Genomic DNA, 18,572 nt, shown 5'->3' with positions numbered 1-18,572 from the left:
CCGGTCCCTTCCGTCTTGACATTCCGGCCCTACGACAGAAAGCTGACCGACCAGTCGGTATGAAGGAGTCGGCCGTGACCGAGCTGAGCATCCCCACTCCCGCGGGCGCGTTCGACGCCACCGTGGCGGGCCCGCCGGACGGTCGCCCGGTACTGCTCCTGCACGGCTTCCCGCAGACGAGGCTCGCGTGGCGGCACCAGATCGCGACGCTGGCCGCGCACGGCTACCGCGTGGTCGCGCCGGACCAGCGCGGCTACTCCCCCGGGGTCCGCCCCGAGCGCCCCGAGGACTATCGCGTCGACATCCTGGTCGACGACGTCGTCGCGATCGCGGAGCAACTGGGCTGGACGACGTTCGACCTGGTCGGCCACGACTGGGGAGGTGCGGTGGCCTGGTGGACCGCCGATGCGCATCCCGCCCGCGTACGCACGCTGACGGTCGTCTCGACCCCGCACCCCGGCGCCCTCGCCCACGCCCTGCGCACCGACGACGACCAGCGTGCACGGTCGCGCTACATGATCGACTGGCGCAAGACTCCCGCCACCGAGAACGAGATGCTGGCCCATGACGCCGAGAAGCTGCGCGCCTTCTACGCCGGAAAGCTCCCGCAGGCCGGTGCCAAGGCCTACGTACGTCAGCTGTCCCGACCGGGCGCCCTCACGGCGGCGCTGAACTGGTACCGGTCCGGCCGCCCCGAACGCGCCATCGGCGTCATCGACGTACCCACGCTGTACGTCTGGAGCACGGCGGACGCCGCGTTCGGACCGGTGGCCGCGCGGGACACCGCGCAGTGGGTCAAAGGGCCGTACCGGTTCGAGACCTTGCGAGGTGTCAGCCACTGGATCCCCGAGGAGGCACCCGAGTCGCTGAACCGTCTGCTGCTCGAACACCTCCGGACCGCCGGCTGACACCCCGGATCCAGGTCGGCCGACGACCGCCTACCCCCGCCGGGCGCGGCCGGGCACACTGAGGCCGCGTCCCGCCACAACCGCGCCCTGAGCACGCGCACACCGCACCACGGCGCCGGAGCACCACGCACGGAAGTACGGCACGCCCGACGACCGTTCGGGCCTGCCGCGAACCCGACCTACCGACCTCGGGGAGACTTCGGTGATCAGAGCACGCCGTACCACCACCAGACGTCCACGGCTGATCGCCTCGGTGCTGAGCCTGCTCGTCGTGACCGCTCTCGCGGTGTCCGACGCCGGCGCGGCCACGGAGCCCACGGCCGGCGCCGCGCCGTCCGCCGCCTCGGTGTCCGACGTGGCCTCGGCCGTCGGTTCCCTGGGAATCGCGGGGACCAGCTGGGCCGTCGACGAGCGCACCGGAACGTTACGGGTGCTCGCCGACTCCACGGTCACGGAGACCGACCTGGCACAACTGCGGCGCACCACCGGGCGTCTCCCGGGTGCCGCGAGCCTCGAACGGCTCGACGGCCCGCTCCGCACCCTCCTCTCGGGCGGCGACGGCATCTACACGTCCGCCTGGCGCTGCTCGGCCGGGGTCAACGTGCAGAGCGGATCCACCTACTACTTCGTCACCGCGGGCCACTGCACCGACGGCGCGACCACCTGGTACACCAGCTCCGCCCGGACCACGACGATCGGTTCCACCACCGCCACCAGTTTCCCGAGCAACGACTTCGGTGTCGTCCGGTACTCCAACCCGGCCGTACCGCACCCCGGCGCCATCGGATCCGTCGACATCACGGGGACCGCGACCGCCTACGTCGGCCAGACCGTCTGCCGTCGGGGAGCGACCACCGGCGTCCACTGCGGCAGGGTCACCGCGCTGAACGCGACCGTCAACTACGGGAGCGGAGACGTCGTATACGGCCTGATCCAGACCAACATCTGCGCCGAGCCCGGCGACAGCGGCGGCCCGCTCTATGCCGGCGACAAGGTCATCGGCATCCTCTCCGGCGGCTCCGGCAACTGCACCGTGGGCGGGACCACGTTCTACCAGCCCATCCAGGAAGCGCTCAGCGCCTACGGGCTGTCGGTCTACTGACCGCGACGCGGCCGGCGAGGGCAGGGGGTTGACCAGCGCGGTCACAATGGCTCGCACGCCCCCGACGTCCTCGCCCGCCCTCGTCGAGAGAAGCCCGCCATGCCCACCGAAGAGACCAGCCCGCCCGGTTTCCTCGACCTCATACCCGACCCCGCCGCGGAGGACCGCCTGCTGCTGGGCATCCGCCACTTCGACGAGCCGTTCCTGCTCACCGTGTCCCTCTCCCAGGGCCTCGGCTCCAGCGACCTGTGGCTCGACCGGGGACGGGCGGGCAAGGCCCGGCTCGCGGAGTTCCGCCGGGTCGGCGACCGGGTGCTCTTCGTCGTACGGAACAAGCACTTCCTGACCCTGGGCGACGCCGCCGCCGTACGGGCCGGTGACGAGTCCTTCGCCCTGTCCGTGGTCTGGAGCGGGCCGGTACTGCGGGAGGAGGACGGCCTGGTGATCATCGACGCGACCGAGCTGGTGGTCGCCGACCACGACCGTGTCGCCGAGCACCTCCACGAGCAGGAGCAGGGCGACTACCGGATCGATCCGACGGCCAGCCTGCCGCTCGTGGAAGACAGCCGCACCGGTCCGCGCGCCACCCGTCTCCCGGCGCTGCTGACCTTCCGCGGCCCCGGCCGGGGCGCGGCGGTCCGCGCGGTGGCCGCCGACCCGCGCGCCCTCACCCTCGTCCAGCAGCTGACCCTCCTCCGGCTGCCCGAACGGCCCATGCCCGCCCGCCGCTACCACCCCGCGTCGGGCGGTTACGGCATCGGCTACGCGGACCACGGCCTGATCGGACGGGCCGGTACCCAGGTCAGGTTCCAGCCCCGCTTCCGGGTCGGCCCCGATGCCCCCGCGATCGTCTTCCAGGTCGACCCGGCGATCCCCGAACCGCTGCTGTCCGCGGTCGTCGAGGGCGGCAACTGGTGGCGGGAGGCCTTCACCGGCATCGGCTTCCCGGACGCGTACCGGGTCGAGGCGGGCGGCGCGGACTTCGACCCGTACGACCCCGGCGTCAACGGCGTGGTGTGGGTGCACCGCGCGGGACGCGGCTGGTCTCTGGGACAGGGTCTGACCGATCCGCGCACCGGAGAGGTCCTGCATGCCCGGGTGCGGCTCGGCTCCCAGCGCGTAGAACAGGTCCGGGCCCTCGGCGAGGCGCTGCTGGCTCCCTACGGACACCCCGAGGAGACGCAACGGCTGGCAGCCGTCGAGGAGTTGGTGCTCGCCCGGTTGCGCCAGCTCGCCGCGCACGAGATCGGCCACGCACTCGGTTTCATGCACAACTACGCCAGTACACAGCACTCCGAGCCGTCGGTGATGGACTACCCGCACGCGCGGATCGCGGTCACCGAGGACGGGCGCCTGGACCTCTCCGGCGCGTACGCCACGGGCCTCGGCCCCTGGGACCACTTCCTGGTCGCCCACGCCTACGGCCGGTTCCCGGACGAGGAACGCGAGCTCGCCGCCCTTCGCCGTACGGCCGCCGAGGCCGGGCTGGTCCACGTCACGGACGAGGACGGACACGGCCCCGAAGCCGCCCACGCCGACGGCGTCCCGTGGGTCACGGCGGGCGGTGCGCTCCAGGCCCTGGAGACGATCCTGCGGGTACGCCGGATCGCCCTGTCCGGCTTCTCCCGCGGTGTGCTGCCGCCCGACCGGCAGACCGGCGAGCTGGAGGAGCGGGCCGTGCTGCTGCATCTGCTGCACCGTCACGAGGTGACGGCGGTGGCCCGGCTGATCGGCGGTGTGCGGTACGCGTACGGCCTGGCGGGCGACACCGGGACCGGCACCGTGCCCGTCGACGCCGTCACCCAGCGGCGGGCCCTGACCCGGCTCTCCGCACTGCTGCATGCGGAACAACTCGCCCTGCCCACAACGGTGTTGGACGCCCTCACGCCGCCCGCGATCCGCTACGGACGGACCGACCAGTACTTCGACACCGGGGCGGGCCGTGTCTTCGACCCCTTCGCCGCGGTCCGGGCCGCGGCCACCCTGGTGACGGAGCCCTTGCTGGAGCCCGCCCGTCTCAACCGTCTGGCCTGGCAGCACGCCACCGATCCGGCCGTGCCCGGCGTCGCGGACCTGCTCACCGAACTCCTGGCCGCCACCTGGCGCCGGGACGACCCGGTCCCCGCCGACGTCCCGGCGGGCACCGCGGTCCAGCACACCGTCGACTGGACCCTCCTCCACCAGGCGCTGCGCACCCTCGACACCGACACCCTGCACGCCCCGGTCCGGTCCGAGCTCCGGTCCACCCTGCGTGAACTCGCCGCGGACCTACGGCACAAGGACGGCGACCACCACCACGAGGGCGCCGAATTCCTCACCGCCTACCTGACCGACCCGGACAACGTCCGCCTCGACCCGCCCCCGCGAGTGCCGCCGGGCGCGCCCAACTGAGACCAGGGCCGTCGGGTGCGTCTCATTGGATGCGCCGGGCGATCCCGGTCGCGCTGCCCATCAGCCATTCGAGCGGCCCCCGCCGGAAGAAGTGGGACCAGACGGTGGCCAGGACGGTGACGGACGCGATGAAGCCGAGCAGGACGTACAGGGGTGAGGTGGTCCGGTCCTCTGTGCTCAGGAGCCAGATGGCGACGATGTGGTAGACGTACGCCGTCAACGACATCGAGCCGACCGCGATGACGGGCCTGGCCAGGCGGCGCAGCCGGGGGAAGGCGTCCATGGCGGCCAGGCACGCGGTGATCACCAGGATCGCCACACCGGTGGCGGCCACGATGGACAGGGTCGCCTCGCTGTGCGGGGCGGAGGCCAGCATCCCGGCGGGGGTGTCGCCGAAGATGCCGATGCTGTCGGGCGACACGGACGACATTCCCGGCCCCTCTTCGGCTTTCCGGACGGCTTCGGCGGCACCGGGTACGAGACGCAACGCCAGCCAGGAGCCGCCGTAGCCGGTGACGGCGAGGGCGACGCCGGTGAGGGCGAGGCGTATCCGGACAGCCCTGGCGGCCAGGTCGCAGCGGGCGACCGCCATACCGGCGATGACGAACGGGACCCAGGTCAGGGCCGGATAGCCGCCGGTGAAGAACAGCGAGACGGGGCCGTCGGCCTGGCCGTAGGAGAGGAACACGCGGCCGCCGAACACCGGCTTCAGCGCGTACAGCAGTTGCGGGCCCACCAGGGCCCAGCCCGCCGCGATCAGCGCCAGCGGCTTGGCGCCCAGCCGGTACAGCGGGAGCACGAGCAGGAAGAACAGTCCGTAGAAGGCGAGGATCGGCACGACCGGGGTGCCGGTCAGGGTCAGGGCGGTGCCCAGGGCCATCAGGATCACGGCCCGGATGACGACCTTGGCGACGGCCTGGCGGCCGGCCGGCCCGGTCTTCGGTGTGCGGCGCCCGGTGATGAGGGCGACCGCGAAGCCGGCCAGGACGGCGAACAGGGCGGAGGAGCGGCCTTGCGCCGGCTCCATCAGGTAGCCGATCACACCGTCCTGGCCCGGGGCGGGGCCTACATGGACCGCGTACATGCCGAAGACGGCCAGACCGCGGGCCAGGTCCAGCCCGATCAGTCGGCCCACGCCGGACGCGCCGGTCGAGGGCTCACCGCGCTCGCGTGCAGGGGGCGCCGCGTCGGTCGTGGGCAGCGGGGAATCCGTGGGAGGTGTCATGCCGATCAGGCTTGAGGCCGGGCCGATCATGGAGTATCCGGCGGAAGGCTGCGGTGCCCCTGCCGACCGGAGGGTGATACCCCGCCGTGTGGCTGGACCTGCCGCTCGTCGGGCCGCGGGGAATCCGTGGGGCTTTAGGGTCGAGTCGGTATGGGTCGGACGGCATGGATGAAGGTGAGGCGGAGCGCGCGTGATCCGGGTAGTGGTGGTGGACGACGAGGCACTGGTCCGCTCGGGCTTCGAACTCATTCTGGGGGCCTCGCAGGACATCGAGGTCGTCGCGACCGCGAGCGGGGGCGACGCCGTCGCGACCGTCCGCCGTGAGCGGCCCGACGTGGTGCTGCTGGACATCCGGATGCCCGACGTCGACGGGCTCACCGTGCTGCGCGAGCTGCGGACGATGCCGGACGCTCCGGTGGTGGCGATGCTGACGACGTTCGACGCCGACGAGTACATCCTGACCGCGCTGCACTGCGGCGCGGCCGGTTTCCTGCTCAAGGACACCGAACCGGAGCAGCTCGCCCACCTGGTGCGCACCCTGGCCGCGGGCGGTGTGGTGCTGTCCCCCAAGGCGTCGCGCGCCCTGCTGCACAGCCACCCCGGCACCGAGGCCGTCGTCGACGAGGAGGCGGCCCGGGTCCGGCTGCTCACCGCACGCGAGCGCGACGTTCTCGTCCTGGTGGCGGAAGGGCTGTCGAACGCCGACATCGGGGCGCGCATCCACCTGGGTGCCGGCACGGTGAAGGACCATGTCAGCGCGATCCTCACGAAGCTGCGGGTGAGCAGCCGGGTGCAGGCCGCGCTACTGGCGCAGCGGGCGGGACTGCTGGACGAGCGCCCACGGCCCGGGGCCGGACGGTGAACCGCGCACGCGTCACCTGGCAGCGGCTTCCCGCTCCGGTGGTCGACCTCGTCCTGGTGGCGGTGGCGGCCGTGGATGTTTGGCTCAACATGTGGGAGCACACACGCCTCGGTGTCGCGCCGGCCGCGCTCGGCTGCGCCGCGTTGGCTTTCCGGCGCAGGTTCCCGCTCGCGGTCTTCCTGCTCACCCTGCCCATCGCGCTGATGCAGGACATCGCCGTCGCGGTGCTCGTGGCGCTGTTCACCCTGGCCGAACGCTCCCGCGACCGCCGTCTCCTGGTGGCGTGCATCGCCCTGACCGCCGTCGCGGGCAGCACGCCTTGGCCCCTGGCCGACGTCGACCGGACGATGACGCTGGTCAACTTCGCCTACAGCTTCGCGACCGCCGCGGCCCCCGTCCTCTTCGGCCAGCTTCTCCAGGCGCAACGGGACTTGGCGCGGCGGCTGGCCGAGATCGAGGAGGCCAGGGAGCACGAGCGGGCCCTGCACGCCCAGGCCGTGCTCGCCCGCGAACGCGCCCAGCTGGCCCGCGAGATGCACGACGTGGTCTCCCACCAGGTCAGCCTGATCGCCGTACGGGCCGGAGCCCTCCAGGTCGCCACCAAGGACGCGGACGCCAAGGAGGCCGCCCGCACGATCCGTTCGCTGAGCGTCACCACGCTCGACGAACTGCGCACCATGGTCACGCTGCTGCGCGCCTCCGGCGGCCACGCCACGGAGCCGACGCCTCAGCCCACCCTGGCCGACCTGCGCAAACTGGTGGAATCGAGCGGCACTCACGCGGAGTTGTCGGGTGAGCTTCCGCCCGCCGTGGGCACCCCGGCCCAACGGGCCCTCTACCGCACGGTCCAGGAGGCGTTGACCAACGTCCGCAAGCACGCCCCCGGCGCCACGGCCCGCATCGAGCTGTGGCAGGACGGCGACGACGTCGGAGTGACCGTCGCCAACACCGCGCCCACGCGTCCCTCCCTGGCCCTGCCCGGTTCACAGCAGGGCCTGGTCGGTCTGCGGGAACGGGCCGACATCCTGCACGGCACCCTGGAGGCGGGGCCGACCGCGGAGGGCGGCTACCGGGTGCGGCTGCGGATTCCGCTCAGTACGGACTGACCGACCTGGGCCCCGTGCCGTCAAGCCGGCTTGCGCCGGCTCGCGAGACCCGGGGTGCGGTGGGTCATCGCGTGGGGGCCAGGAGCTGGGTGGCCGCCAGTTGCGTGTACAGCCGGTCCTGGGCCACCAGTTCCTCGTGGGTGCCCACGGCCCGGACTCGTCCGGCGTCCATGACGATGATCCGGTCGGCGCCGGTCACCGTCGACAGACGGTGGGCCACCACCAGCACGGTGGTCTCCCGGGCCACGTCCGCGATGACGTCCCGCAGCGCCAGTTCGTTGACGGCGTCGAGCTGCGAGGTCGCCTCGTCCAACAGCAGCAGCCTGGGCTTGCGCAGCAGTGCGCGGGCGATGGCGATGCGCTGCCGCTCGCCGCCCGACAGCTTCGAGCCGCGGTGCCCGACCTGGGTGTCCAGGCCGTGGGGAAGGCGGTCGACGAGGGTGTCGAGCTTCGACCGGGCCAGAACGTCGCGGATGGCGTCGTGCGTTGCGTCGGGCGCCGCGAAGACCAGGTTCTCGCGCAGGGTGCCGGCCAGCACCGGAGCGTCCTGCTCCACGTATCCGATGGCGGACCGCAGTTCGGACAGGGACCAGTCCTGTACGTCCTTGCCGTCGACCAGTACCCGGCCGCCGGTGGCCTCGTAGAACCGCTCGATGAGTGCGAACACCGTCGACTTGCCCGCACCGGAGGGACCGACCAAGGCCGTCATGCCGGCGCCCGGTATCTGAAAACTCACCTGCTGATGGATGTACGGCAGTCCAGGACCGTGGCGGAAGGACACGTCCTCCAAGTGGACCGACGCGGCGCCCGGCACCGCTGCCCCCGCCCTGAGCCGGAGGCCCTTGTGCCGGGCGGTCGGCTCCGTCGAGAGGCGTTCCACCTGCGCGATCCGGGAGATCGCGGCCGCCCCCTCCTGATAGTGGGACACGGCGTCGACCAGCTTGGACACCGGCTCGATCAGATAGAAGAGGTACAGCAGGAACGCGATGAGGGTGGACACGGGGATCTCCCCGGACGCGACCCGCGCCCCGCCGACCCCGAGGACCGCGAGAAAGGCCAGCTGTACGGCGAGTTCGTCCGCCGAGCCCGCCACGGACTCCCACTTCGCGCTGTTCACCCCGTGCCGCCACGCCCGCTGTGCCGCGGCCTCCACCCGGGCGGCCTCCCGCTCCTCGGCACCGGACGCCTTCACCGTGCGAAACGCCCCGAAGACCCGCTCCAACGCGGTGGAGATCTCCCCCACCGCCTCCTGTGACCGCTCGGTGGCCTGCGCGATCCGCGGCATCACCAGAGCGGCGGCCCCGCCGACCAGCACGACTACGCCGAGCGTCACACACAGCAGCACGACGTCCAGGAACGCCATCATCACGATCGCCGCCACGAAGGCCACCGCGCCGGTGGCCGCGGAGACCACCGCCTGGGTGCTGACCGCCCGCAGCAGTGTGGTGTCCGAGGTGACCCGGGACATCAGATCACCCGGCGGGATCCGTTCCCACTCCGCGATCCGCAGCCGCAGCAACCGCCCCACAAGGGTGCGCCGCGCGGCCAGGACCACCGACTCCGCCGTGCGCTCCAGCACATACGCGCCGAACGCCTCGACCGCTGTGCCCAGCACCACCAGCACGGTCAGCGCGATCAGGATCCCGGCGATGGTCTCACCGGTCGCCAGCCGGTCCACCAGCACCTTCGTCGCCAGCGGTTGGAGCAGTCCCCCGGCGGCCCCGACCAGGGCGCACAACAGGCCGAGAGCGACGGCCCACCGGTGCGGCCGGACATAGGCGCACAGTGCCTTGACCGTCTCTCGGGCGGACAGGGACGTCTCGTCCGTCGTCGGGGCGGTTGCGGTGTTCACGAGATTCCTCTTCTTCTGCGGTCTGCCGGGCACCGCGTCAGCGGGCCGGCGCACCCGGGCGTGGACATCTGTCGGCTCAGTGGACGAATGCGGCTGCCCGGGTGACGAGGGCGTGCACCAGCGCTTCGGATGTCTCAGGCCGCACGACGAACAGGGCGAAGGCGCCCGCCGTCAGCGTCAGGCCGAGGAACTCCAGGAACTCGCCCCTGTCGGGGACTGCGTCACGGCTCGGTATGCCGGCCGATGATCCGAGGAGGTCCTCGCGCTCCTTGCGCCGCCCACGGTGTGTCATGCCTCCAGCCTGGAAGGCCGGTTGCCCCGCGCCCATCCGGCAACCGTCGGGTCCGCCCCCGCCGAGTGGCTGGAGAGGACCGCCGTCCGGTCGGGCCGGACCGGACGGGCGTGACTCCGCCGGTCGGCAGGGTGGTACCCGCCGATCGGCGGGGCCGTTACCGAAGCCTGCCGGATGGTCCGCCTGCGGATGCCCGCGCGAGATTCGCCGTATGACACAGTCGCAACCGCTGCGGGGGAGTTCAGCCCCGCGGGAGAACTCCCCTCCGCAGCCCCGCACATCCCCCGAGTCCGCCGTGCCGGCCCCGCCCGGTCCTTCGACGGGACGCCTCGTCGGGGTGGACCTGGCCCGCGCGCTGGCCGTGTTCGGCATGTACGTCGTGCACATCGGCCCACCGCTGTCGGCCACGGACGGCGTCGCCGGCTGGATCCGGTACATGGCGGACGGTCACTCGTCGGTCCTGTTCGCCACCCTCGCCGGGTTCTCACTGATGCTGCTCGCCGGCCGCCGGGAGCCGAAGACCGGCCTGGCCGGCCGGCAGGCGAGGGCCAGGATCGCGATCCGCGCCGTGGTCCTGCTGGCGCTGGGCACCGTGATGGCGATGGAGTACGGGGAAGTGGTCATCCTCGCCTTCTACGGCGTCTACTTCCTGCTCGCCCTGCCCCTGGTGCGACTGCGTGCCAGGACGCTCGCGATCACCGCGGCCGCCCTCGCCCTCGTCACACCACAGCTGTCGTTCGCCCTCAACTCGCTGCTGACCGAGCCGGTCCGGCAGCGCGTCGACGCCTACGACCCGCTCCACCGGCTCAGCGACGTGGGAGTGCTCGATCTGCTGTTCACCGGCTTCTACCCGACGATCACGTGGATCGCTTTCGTGATCGCCGGTATGGCACTGGCCCGCCTCGACCTGTCCGCGACCGCCGTCCAGTGGCGCCTGGCCGCGCTCGGTGCCGCCCTCACCGTGGCCGCGTACGGCATGTCCTTGCTGCTGGCCGGCAAGGACGCGTTGCGGAGCACGGCGGAAGACGGGTCGTCGTCCGGCGGCTCCGGGTCGATGCCCCTCGACGGCGAGTCGCTCCGGTCCCACGCGTCGTCGCTCTTGACGGCCGGGCCGCACAGCGGCACCACGTTCGACATCATCGGCAGCGTGGGAGTCGCGATCCTGATGATCGTGGGCGCGACGGTGGCGATGGACCGCCTCCCTCGGCTGCGCCGCCTGGCCACACCGGTGGTCGCCGTGGGCACCATGTCCCTGACCGCCTACGTCGGCCACTTCGTCATGCAGGGCTGGCTGCCCCGGTTCGGCGCGACCCACGACGAGGAGTCCTGGGTGACGCTGATCATGTTCGTCCTCGGGGCGATCGTGTTCGCCGCGATCTGGTCCCGTTTCTTCCGTCGCGGCCCCCTGGAGTACCTGCTCAACGCCGCCACCAAGCCGGCGAAGCACATCCGCTGAGCCCGGGCCGCCGACGTCAGTCGGCCGTCGGCCCGGGCACGGTGTCGATGAGGCCGAGGAGTCCTCGCAGTGCCGGCGCGGTGCTCGCCGACCGGTGGGCCAGGGCGAGGTCCACGGTGGGCATGGGCGCGGTCACATGCTTGAGCCGCACCCCGGGTATGCGCAGCGCGCGAGCACGCCCCTCGGGCACCGGCGCGATGCCGGTGCCCGCGGCGACGCTGAGGAGGAGTTGCTCGTCGTCGGGTTCTTCCCGCACGATGCGCGGCCCGCCGTCGGGCCACAGCTGCCGGGTGATCAGGTCGTGCATTCCGGGGGCGTTCTCGCGCGGCCAGAGAATCACGGGTTCGGCGGCGATGCGTGCGCGGGTGACCCTGCGTTCACGGGCGAGGGGATGATCGGCGGGGACGGCCACGAGGAGTTCCTCGCGGGCGATGTGCCGGCACTCCAGGTCCTCGCCGTCCAGCGGGGGCCGTACGAAGGCGGCATCCAGCCTGCCGGCCAGCAACTCGGTGATGTTGTGCGCGGTCCACCCGGTCCGGACGACGAGATCCACGTCCGGATGGAGGGTACGGAACGCGGCGAGAAGGGCGTCGACGGGGCCGCCGCGGGCGGATCGGGTCAGGGCCAGGCGCAGTTGCCCCTGCCGTCCGCCGACGGCCGCACGGATCCGTTCCTGCGACGCGGCCGCATGGGCCAAGAGTTCGCCGGCCTCGCGGGCCACGACCTCACCGACGAGGGTCAACCGGCAGCTCCGGCCGCCGCGTTCGAGCAGTTGGGCGCCGATCTCCCTTTCCAGCGCCCTGATCTGCTGGCTCAGAGCGGGCTGGGCGATGTGCAGCCGGTGCGCGGCCCGCGTGAAGTTCAACTCCTCCGCCAGCACGAGGAAGTACCGCAGCCGCCGCAAGTCCATCCACCAACTATAAGCGTGGCTTATGGCATTGAACATGACTGGTCTTGGACAGGTAGTCAACTCCCCGCCGACAGTGAGAATCACACGGTTCCGCGATCAAGGGGGAGACATGGGCGACAGGTTCGACGCGGTCGTCGTCGGCGCCGGGGCCATCGGGCTCACCACCGCACGGCGCCTGCAGCAGGCCGGTGCCCGCGTCGCCGTGGTCACGGCCGAGCCGTCGGCCGCGACGACGTCCTCCGTGGCCGCGGCCGTCTGGTACCCGACCCGCACCCGGTTCGAGCCCCGTGTCATGGACTGGGCCACCCGCACCTTCGACGAGTTGGCCCGCCAGGCGGCGAACGGGGTCCCCGGCGTGGTCATGCGCCCCACCCGGATGCTGCTGCGCGGCGCGGTCCCCGACGTCCCCTGGTGGGCCTCGGCCCTTCCCGACCTGCGCTCCCTGCGCAGCGGCGAGATACGGGCCCCGTTCAGCGGCGGCTGGGCGTTCACCGTTCCGACCGTGGAGATGTCCCGCTACCTGCCCTGGCTCCAGCAGACCTTCTCCGCGGCGGGCGGCACGCTGATCCATCGCCGCATCGACGCCCTGGAACAGGCGGGCATATGGGCTCCCGTGGTGGTGAACGCCTCGGGCCTGGGCGCCCGCGCCCTGTGCGGCGACACCGAAGTGCGGCCGGTCCGAGGACAGTTGGTCCTCGTCGCCAATCCCGGGCTGCACACGTCCGTCCGCGACGAGGACAACGTCGACGGCTACACCTACGTCCACCCCCGCAGCACCGACATCGTCCTCGGCGGCACCTTCGAGATCGGCGAGTGGGACACCACCCCGTCGCCGGCCACCGCCTCCGCGATCCTGCGCCGCTGCACCGAACTGCTCCCGGAACTGGCAGGCGCTCCGGTCCTCGGCCACCAGGTCGGCCTGCGGCCCCATCGAGACGGGGGCGTCCGCCTGGAGGCCGACCCCCGCCCGCACGGCCGGGTGCGGCGGCTGGTGCACAACTACGGCCACGGAGGCGCCGGAGTCACCCTGGCCTGGGGCTGCGCCGACGCCGCAACCGCCCTCGTCGCAGGGCCCGTTCGGCCGGCATGAGCCCCTGTCTCCCTCCGCTTCCTCTTCTTCCCCTACTTCCTCCACAAGGACCGGGTGTGCGCCGATGGACTCCGTCGAACCCGCAGAGATCGACACTCCCGCCGCGACGGCCGGTGGAACGCGACCGCAACCGCGATCCGGCGAACCGTCGGTGGAACCTCCCGCCAGGGTGCGGCGCCGCACCCTGCTGCTCGCCGCGCTCGGCGTGTCCGCCGTCGCCGTCCCGCTCGTGCTGGTCGAGTCAAGAGCCCAGGACACCGCACCCCGCAAGGTGGTGTTCACCGTCCCCGACGGCTACGCCACCTGCGTGGCCTTCAGTCCGAGCGGAGAAACGCTGGCCGCCGGCCTGTCCGCGCTCCAGGGCACAGGCAGCACGCTGCGGTTGTGGGACGTGACCGAGGGCACCGCGAGCACTCCCTGGCCCGACCAGCTCGAAGACGTGACAAAGACGGCCTTCAGCCCGGACGGCAGGACCCTGGCCACGACCGGCGCCCTCGACGTGTCCCTCTGGAACCTGACGGACCGCACCGGCATCGTCCTGCCCCATCCCCAGCTCCCCCTGGACCTGGCGTTCGCCCCGGACGGCAGGACCCTGGCCACCGGCGGCCGCTACGGTGCCGCCTGGCTGTGGGACCTGCCGACCCGCACCGTCACCACCACACTGACGACGCAGGGCATGGCCGTGGTCAACGCGGTGGCGTTCAGCCCGGACGGCAGGACCCTGGCCACCGGCAGCGCGGACCTCACCGCAAGCCCGGTCCGGCTGTGGGACCTGCGCACCCACACCGTCCACGCCACTCTCGACGCCCCGCTCTGGCACGGCTTCAAGCCCGTGGCGTTCAGCCCGGACGGCAGGACGCTGGCCACCGGCAGCGCCGACGACGTCGTACGCGTGTGGGACTCGGCGACAGGCACCGTCGACGCCGCGCTCACCGGGCACACCGCCCCTGTGACGACGGTGGCGTTCAGCCCGGACGGAAACACCCTGGCCACCGGCAGCGAGGACAGAACCGTGCGGCTGTGGGACACGAGCACGCTCGACGTCGTCCCCGTCGACACCCTCACCGGCCACACCGACAAGGTGACATCAGTGGCGTTCAGCCCGGACGGCAGGACCCTGGCCTCAGCCGGCCTCGACAGCACGGTGCGACTGTGGCCGATCCGGTGACCTGACTCCCTTGAAACCCAAGCCAGTTGGCCATGAGGAGGGCCCGGTCATGGCTCTCACGGATGCCGAGCCCGCAGCCGGAACGACGTTGCGCGGCAGAGGCGGAACCGCACGCCTGGAGCGCGAGGCCGTCGTACTGGACCGGGCAGGGATCCGGCTGACCGTTCCCCTCGACGCGATCGAGACCGTCCAGGCCCGGGCCACGGCGCGGAGCGTTCCTGTCCACGGGCGAGTGGTGGGCCTGGTCCACGATCACCTGCCTTTTCGTCCTCGGTCTGCTGCTCCCCGTGTCGGCGGGCGACGGGCGCCTCGCCCAGTTGTGGGCCGCGGTCCTCCCGGGGCTCGCGTACGGCTGCGTCGCCGCCCGCGGCACGTGGCGTGCCACGGTGACCTGGTGGCTGCCGCACCGCTACGGCGTGACGACCGTCGCCACATGCGTCGGCCACCACCCCGCGCCGGACCCCACCGACCCCGGCACCGTCCTGTACTCGTTCACCGACACCAGCGGCACACCTCACACCTTCGAGCGCGCGGGTGACTCGCCGGCGCCCGACAAGAGGATCTCGTACGACCCGGCCAGACCCGACTTCGCCATGGGGCCGGGGCAGCCGTGCGTCAGGACCCTGATCCTGCTGATCCGCCTCCTCGTCGGCGTGCCGGTCGTGCTCGTCATGGCGGCCGGCCTGCTGTGGTACTTCACCACCGCGATGCACGCGTAGAGCAGGGATCAGGAACCCGCAAGGAAGGTGACACGCACCTTTCGCTCAATATTGTCCCGATTCGTATCCACCAGGCACACCGACTGCCACGTCCCCAACTCCAGCCGCCCGCCCACCACCGGCAGTGTCGCGTGCGGCGGTACGAACGCGGGGAGGACATGGTCGCGGCCATGGCCGGGGCTGCCGTGGCGGTGCTGCCAGCGGTCGTCGGAGGGGAGGAGGGTGTGCAGGGCGGCGAGGAGGTCGTTGTCGCTGCCGGCGCCCGTCTCGATGATCGCGATGCCCGCGGTGGCATGAGGGACGAAGATATTGAGGAGACCGTCGCGGCCGGCGGCCGCCTCGCGCAGGAACGCCTCGCAGTCGGCGGTCAGGTCGACGACCCGCTCCGTCGAACCGGAAGTGATGTTCAGAACCCGGGTGGTGAACGCATCTGACATACGCCCATCCTCGCCCATTCGCCCGGTGTCGCGAACGACCGGCCGCCCGACCGTTGATACGGCAGGTCCACTCCGCGAGACGCCATTGACCATGGCCACGCCATCTGGCTACTTTCGGCGGCATGTTGCGTTCAGCTCTGCTCACCACGCGCGGTCACATCGACCTGCTGCGGGTGGCCTCCGCCGCGTGTCGCCGCGGCTGCTGACGCCCCTTTTCACACCCCCTCGCGCCTGCGCTCCGCTCTGCCCGCACGTCTGATCCGCGCGCACCCCCTCACCCCGGTGCACGCCTGAGACGACGGCACACGGTCGCGGCCCTCCAACTCCCCCTCATCGGCCGCTCTCCCCTCCGTGGAGCACTCATGAGCATCAGCCATGCCCCGCCACACCCCCACGAACCCGATATTTCGGTGAAGTCCGAGTCGGGTGGCCCTCTCGACCTCGAACCCATCGTCCCCGCCTCCTCCCGACGCACCCGCGTCCCCCGCTGGCTGCGCCGCACCACGGGCCCGGTCCTCCTGCTGGCGCTCTGGCAACTCCTCAGCGCCACGGGCGTGCTGGCCTCCGACGTCCTCGCCTCACCGGGCCGGATCGCGCAGGTCGCGAGCGATCTGATCTCCGACGGTTCGCTGGCCTCCGCCATGACCATCTCGCTCCAGCGCGTCGCCGCCGGTCTGCTTCTCGGCACCCTCGTCGGCACCGGACTCGCCCTCGTCTCGGGCCTGTTCCGGATCGGCGAGGACCTCGTGGACGCCCCTGTCCAGATGCTGCGGACCGTGCCGTTCGTCGGTCTCATCCCGCTGTTCATCATCTGGTTCGGCATCGGCGAGGCACCCAAGGTCGCGATCATCACGCTCGGCGTGACCTTCCCGCTCTACCTCAATGTCTACGCCGGTATCCGCGGCGTAGACGCCCAGCTGATCGAGGCGGGCGAGTCCCTCGGCCTCTCGCGATGGGGGCTGGTGAGACACGTCGTCCTGCCGGGGGCGCTGCCCGGCGCCCTGACCGGTCTGCGCTACTCCCTCGGCATCGCCTGGCTGGCGCTCGTCTTCGCCGAGCAGGTCAACGCGGACTCCGGGATCGGATTCCTCATGGTCCAGGCACGCGACTTCCTACGGACCGACGTGATCGTGGTCTGCCTGATCGTCTACGCCTTCCTCGGCCTGCTCGCCGACTTCATCGTCCGCTCCCTCGAAAGGCTGCTGCTGCAATGGCGACCGACGTTCACCGGCCGGTGATCACCAAGGGGTCGGACAGGCCCCCGGCTCCCCGCGCCCCGCACGCGGTGCGCGTCGAGGGACTGACCCGCTCCTTCGACGGCCGTGCCGTCATCGACAATCTCGAACTCGACGTCCGGCCGGGCGAGTTCGTGGCTCTCCTCGGCCGCAGCGGCTGCGGCAAGTCCACCCTGCTGCGCATCCTCGCCGGCCTCGACCGTGAGATCGAGGGCACCGTCCTGGTGCCGCGCCGCAAGGCCGTCGCCTTCCAGGCACCCCGGCTGATGCCGTGGAAGAAGGTGTGGCGCAACGTCCTGCTCGGCCTGCCGGGCAAGCCCGCACGGACCGTCGCCGACAAGGCCCTGGAAGAGGTCGGACTGAGCCACCGCTCGGACGCCTGGCCCAAGACGCTCTCCGGCGGTGAGGCCCAACGCGCCTCGCTGGCGCGGGCGTTGGTGCGCGAGCCCGATCTCCTGCTGCTCGACGAGCCGTTCGGCGCGCTGGACGCACTCACCCGTATCAAGGCCCAGCGTCTGGTGGGCGAGTTGTGGCAGCGCCGCGGCTGCGCCGTGCTGCTCGTCACGCACGACGTCGAGGAGGCCGTCCTGCTCGCCGACCGTGTCCTGGTGATGGACGACGGGGTCATCGCCCACGAGCAGCGGATCGACCTCGACCGCCCGCGCGACATCACCGCCCCCCGATTCGCGGAGCTGCGCGCCGGCCTCCTGGAACGTCTGGGCGTCGACACCGCCGCCGAAGCCGCCTGAACCCCCCACGTCAACAGCGACACCACAGAACGGAACCCCCATGCGACGACGCCTCGCCCCCGCCGCACTGCTCCTCCCCCTCGCCCTCCTGCTCACCGCCTGCGGCGGCAGCGCAACTGCCGGGACGGGGTCCGACACCGACGGCAAGGGTTCCCTCACGCTCAACGTCGGGGACCAGAAGGGCGGTTCGGAGGCCATCCTGCGAGCCGCCGGCGAACTCAAGGACCTCGACTACAAGATCAAGTGGTCGACCTTCACCTCCGGCCCGCCCCTGTTGGAGGCCGTCAACGCCAAGGCCGTCGACATCGGTGGCGTCGGCAACACCCCGCCGGTGTTCGCCGCGGGTGCCGGCTCCAGGATCAAGGTCGTGGCCGCCTTCCACGGCACGTCCAAGGGTGACGCCATCCTCGTACCGAACGACTCGAAGCTGACGAAGGCCGAGCAGCTCAAGGGACGGTCGGTCGCCGTGGCCCAGGGGTCCTCCGCCAACTACCAGTTGGTCGCCTCCCTCAAGAAGGCCGGTCTGAGCCTGAGCGACGTCAAGGTCAAGTACCTCCAGCCGGCCGACGCGCTGGCCGCGTTCACCTCCGGCAAGGTCGACGCCTGGGCGGTCTGGGACCCGTACACCTCCCAGATCCTCCAGGGCGAGCGGGGCCGCGTCCTCACCACCGGCGACGGCATCACCAACGGCCTCACCTTCCAGGTGGCGGCGCCGAGCGCACTGCAGGACAAGAAGAAGTCCGCCGCGATCAAGGACTACCTGGAGCGGCTGCGCCGGGCCACCGCGTGGGTGTACGACCACCAGGAGGAGTGGGCCGAGGTGTGGGCGAAGGACACCGGCCTGCCGTACGAGGTGGCGCTGGCGTCGGTGAAGCGCACCAACGCCAGCCGGATCTCGGTCGCGGTCGACAAGCCGCTCATCGCCTCCGAGCAGGAGATCGCGGACGCCTTCACCGAGCTGAAGCTGATCCCGAACAAGGTCGACTTCGCGGACTTCGTGGACACGCGGTTCAACGCGGATCTGCCGCCGTCCACGACCCCCGCGCGCGGCGAGAAGTCGTAGACCGACG

The 18,572-nt window shown here is 71.7% G+C and carries 18 protein-coding genes; 13 read left to right on the top strand and 5 right to left on the bottom strand.

Features of this window, described 5'->3' with window-relative positions:
• Positions 1-74: 74 nt before the first annotated feature.
• From ACWD3I_RS15005 to ACWD3I_RS14995, 3 genes are all read left to right on the top strand, one after another.
• Complete coding sequence (locus ACWD3I_RS15005; protein WP_365405593.1) at positions 75-908, top strand: alpha/beta fold hydrolase; 834 nt, start codon at positions 75-77, stop codon at positions 906-908.
• A gap of 205 nt (positions 909-1,113) precedes the next feature.
• Entirely contained in the window at positions 1,114-2,010 is an 897-nt protein-coding gene (locus ACWD3I_RS15000; RefSeq protein WP_451084105.1) for a S1 family peptidase, read from the top strand.
• A gap of 99 nt (positions 2,011-2,109) precedes the next feature.
• Positions 2,110-4,401 carry a zinc-dependent metalloprotease gene (locus ACWD3I_RS14995; protein WP_365405599.1) on the top strand — a complete coding sequence of 764 codons (2,292 nt, stop codon included), beginning with the start codon at positions 2,110-2,112 and terminating at the stop codon, positions 4,399-4,401.
• Between the two features lie 22 nt (positions 4,402-4,423).
• Here the strand turns inward: ACWD3I_RS14995 and ACWD3I_RS14990 are convergent, their stop codons facing one another.
• Entirely contained in the window at positions 4,424-5,626 is a 1,203-nt protein-coding gene (locus tag ACWD3I_RS14990; protein WP_365405602.1) for a DUF418 domain-containing protein, read from the bottom strand.
• 202 nt (positions 5,627-5,828) lie between these two features.
• On the opposite strand from ACWD3I_RS14990, the gene ACWD3I_RS14985 reads away from it, so the two are divergent.
• A complete protein-coding gene (locus ACWD3I_RS14985; protein WP_323185318.1) occupies positions 5,829-6,488 on the top strand; it encodes a response regulator transcription factor in 660 nt (219 codons plus the stop codon).
• Complete coding sequence (locus ACWD3I_RS14980) at positions 6,485-7,594, top strand: sensor histidine kinase (RefSeq protein ID WP_365405605.1); 1,110 nt, start codon at positions 6,485-6,487, stop codon at positions 7,592-7,594. The genes ACWD3I_RS14985 and ACWD3I_RS14980 overlap by 4 nt, the downstream gene beginning before the upstream one ends.
• Before the next feature lie 64 nt (positions 7,595-7,658).
• On the opposite strand, the gene ACWD3I_RS14975 is transcribed toward ACWD3I_RS14980, so the two are convergent.
• Positions 7,659-9,446: an ABC transporter ATP-binding protein gene (locus tag ACWD3I_RS14975; protein ID WP_365405609.1), complete on the bottom strand. Its 1,788-nt coding sequence runs from the start codon at positions 9,444-9,446 to the stop codon at positions 7,659-7,661.
• A gap of 76 nt (positions 9,447-9,522) precedes the next feature.
• On the bottom strand, positions 9,523-9,738 hold the full coding sequence (locus tag ACWD3I_RS14970; RefSeq protein WP_365405612.1) for a hypothetical protein: 216 nt from the start codon (positions 9,736-9,738) through the stop codon (positions 9,523-9,525).
• Positions 9,739-9,949: 211 nt separating this feature from the next.
• Between ACWD3I_RS14970 and ACWD3I_RS14965 the strand changes: the two genes are divergently transcribed.
• Positions 9,950-11,194 carry a DUF418 domain-containing protein gene (locus tag ACWD3I_RS14965; RefSeq protein ID WP_365405615.1) on the top strand — a complete coding sequence of 415 codons (1,245 nt, stop codon included), beginning with the start codon at positions 9,950-9,952 and terminating at the stop codon, positions 11,192-11,194.
• 16 nt (positions 11,195-11,210) lie between these two features.
• Here ACWD3I_RS14965 and ACWD3I_RS14960 read toward each other — a convergent pair whose 3' ends face one another.
• A complete protein-coding gene (locus ACWD3I_RS14960) occupies positions 11,211-12,104 on the bottom strand; it encodes a LysR family transcriptional regulator (RefSeq protein WP_365405618.1) in 894 nt (297 codons plus the stop codon).
• A 109-nt stretch (positions 12,105-12,213) separates the two neighbouring features.
• Here ACWD3I_RS14960 and ACWD3I_RS14955 point away from each other — a divergent pair, with 109 nt between their 5' ends.
• The 3 genes from ACWD3I_RS14955 to ACWD3I_RS14945 all read left to right on the top strand — a co-directional run bounded on the left by ACWD3I_RS14955 (position 12,214) and on the right by ACWD3I_RS14945 (position 15,081).
• Positions 12,214-13,194, top strand: coding sequence for an FAD-dependent oxidoreductase (locus ACWD3I_RS14955; protein ID WP_365405621.1), 981 nt, complete (start codon positions 12,214-12,216; stop codon positions 13,192-13,194).
• Positions 13,195-13,345: 151 nt separating this feature from the next.
• Complete coding sequence (locus ACWD3I_RS14950) at positions 13,346-14,362, top strand: WD40 repeat domain-containing protein (protein ID WP_451084097.1); 1,017 nt, start codon at positions 13,346-13,348, stop codon at positions 14,360-14,362.
• A gap of 287 nt (positions 14,363-14,649) precedes the next feature.
• Positions 14,650-15,081 carry a hypothetical protein gene (locus tag ACWD3I_RS14945; RefSeq protein WP_365405627.1) on the top strand — a complete coding sequence of 144 codons (432 nt, stop codon included), beginning with the start codon at positions 14,650-14,652 and terminating at the stop codon, positions 15,079-15,081.
• 8 nt (positions 15,082-15,089) lie between these two features.
• Here the strand turns inward: ACWD3I_RS14945 and ACWD3I_RS14940 are convergent, their stop codons facing one another.
• The gene (locus ACWD3I_RS14940; RefSeq protein WP_365405630.1) at positions 15,090-15,518 is read right to left on the bottom strand and encodes a secondary thiamine-phosphate synthase enzyme YjbQ; all 429 of its coding nucleotides are present in this window, start codon (positions 15,516-15,518) and stop codon (positions 15,090-15,092) included.
• Between the two features lie 122 nt (positions 15,519-15,640).
• On the opposite strand from ACWD3I_RS14940, the gene ACWD3I_RS14935 reads away from it, so the two are divergent.
• From ACWD3I_RS14935 to ACWD3I_RS14920, 4 genes are all read left to right on the top strand, one after another.
• Complete coding sequence (locus tag ACWD3I_RS14935; protein WP_349817350.1) at positions 15,641-15,724, top strand: putative leader peptide; 84 nt, start codon at positions 15,641-15,643, stop codon at positions 15,722-15,724.
• 156 nt (positions 15,725-15,880) lie between these two features.
• Positions 15,881-16,756 (top strand): ABC transporter permease, encoded by an 876-nt coding sequence (locus tag ACWD3I_RS14930; RefSeq protein ID WP_365405633.1) that lies wholly within the window; start codon positions 15,881-15,883, stop codon positions 16,754-16,756.
• Positions 16,729-17,502, top strand: a complete 774-nt coding sequence (locus ACWD3I_RS14925; protein WP_365405636.1) for an ABC transporter ATP-binding protein — start codon at positions 16,729-16,731, stop codon at positions 17,500-17,502. The genes ACWD3I_RS14930 and ACWD3I_RS14925 overlap by 28 nt, the downstream gene beginning before the upstream one ends.
• 40 nt (positions 17,503-17,542) lie before the next feature.
• Positions 17,543-18,565 carry an ABC transporter substrate-binding protein gene (locus tag ACWD3I_RS14920; protein ID WP_365405639.1) on the top strand — a complete coding sequence of 341 codons (1,023 nt, stop codon included), beginning with the start codon at positions 17,543-17,545 and terminating at the stop codon, positions 18,563-18,565.
• Positions 18,566-18,572: the final 7 nt, after the last annotated feature.

It is taken from the genome of Streptomyces sp. NPDC002817, from assembly GCF_053592055.1.
The sequence above is the reverse complement of the archived record's forward strand: the minus strand, read 5'-3'. Positions and strand labels throughout refer to the sequence as shown.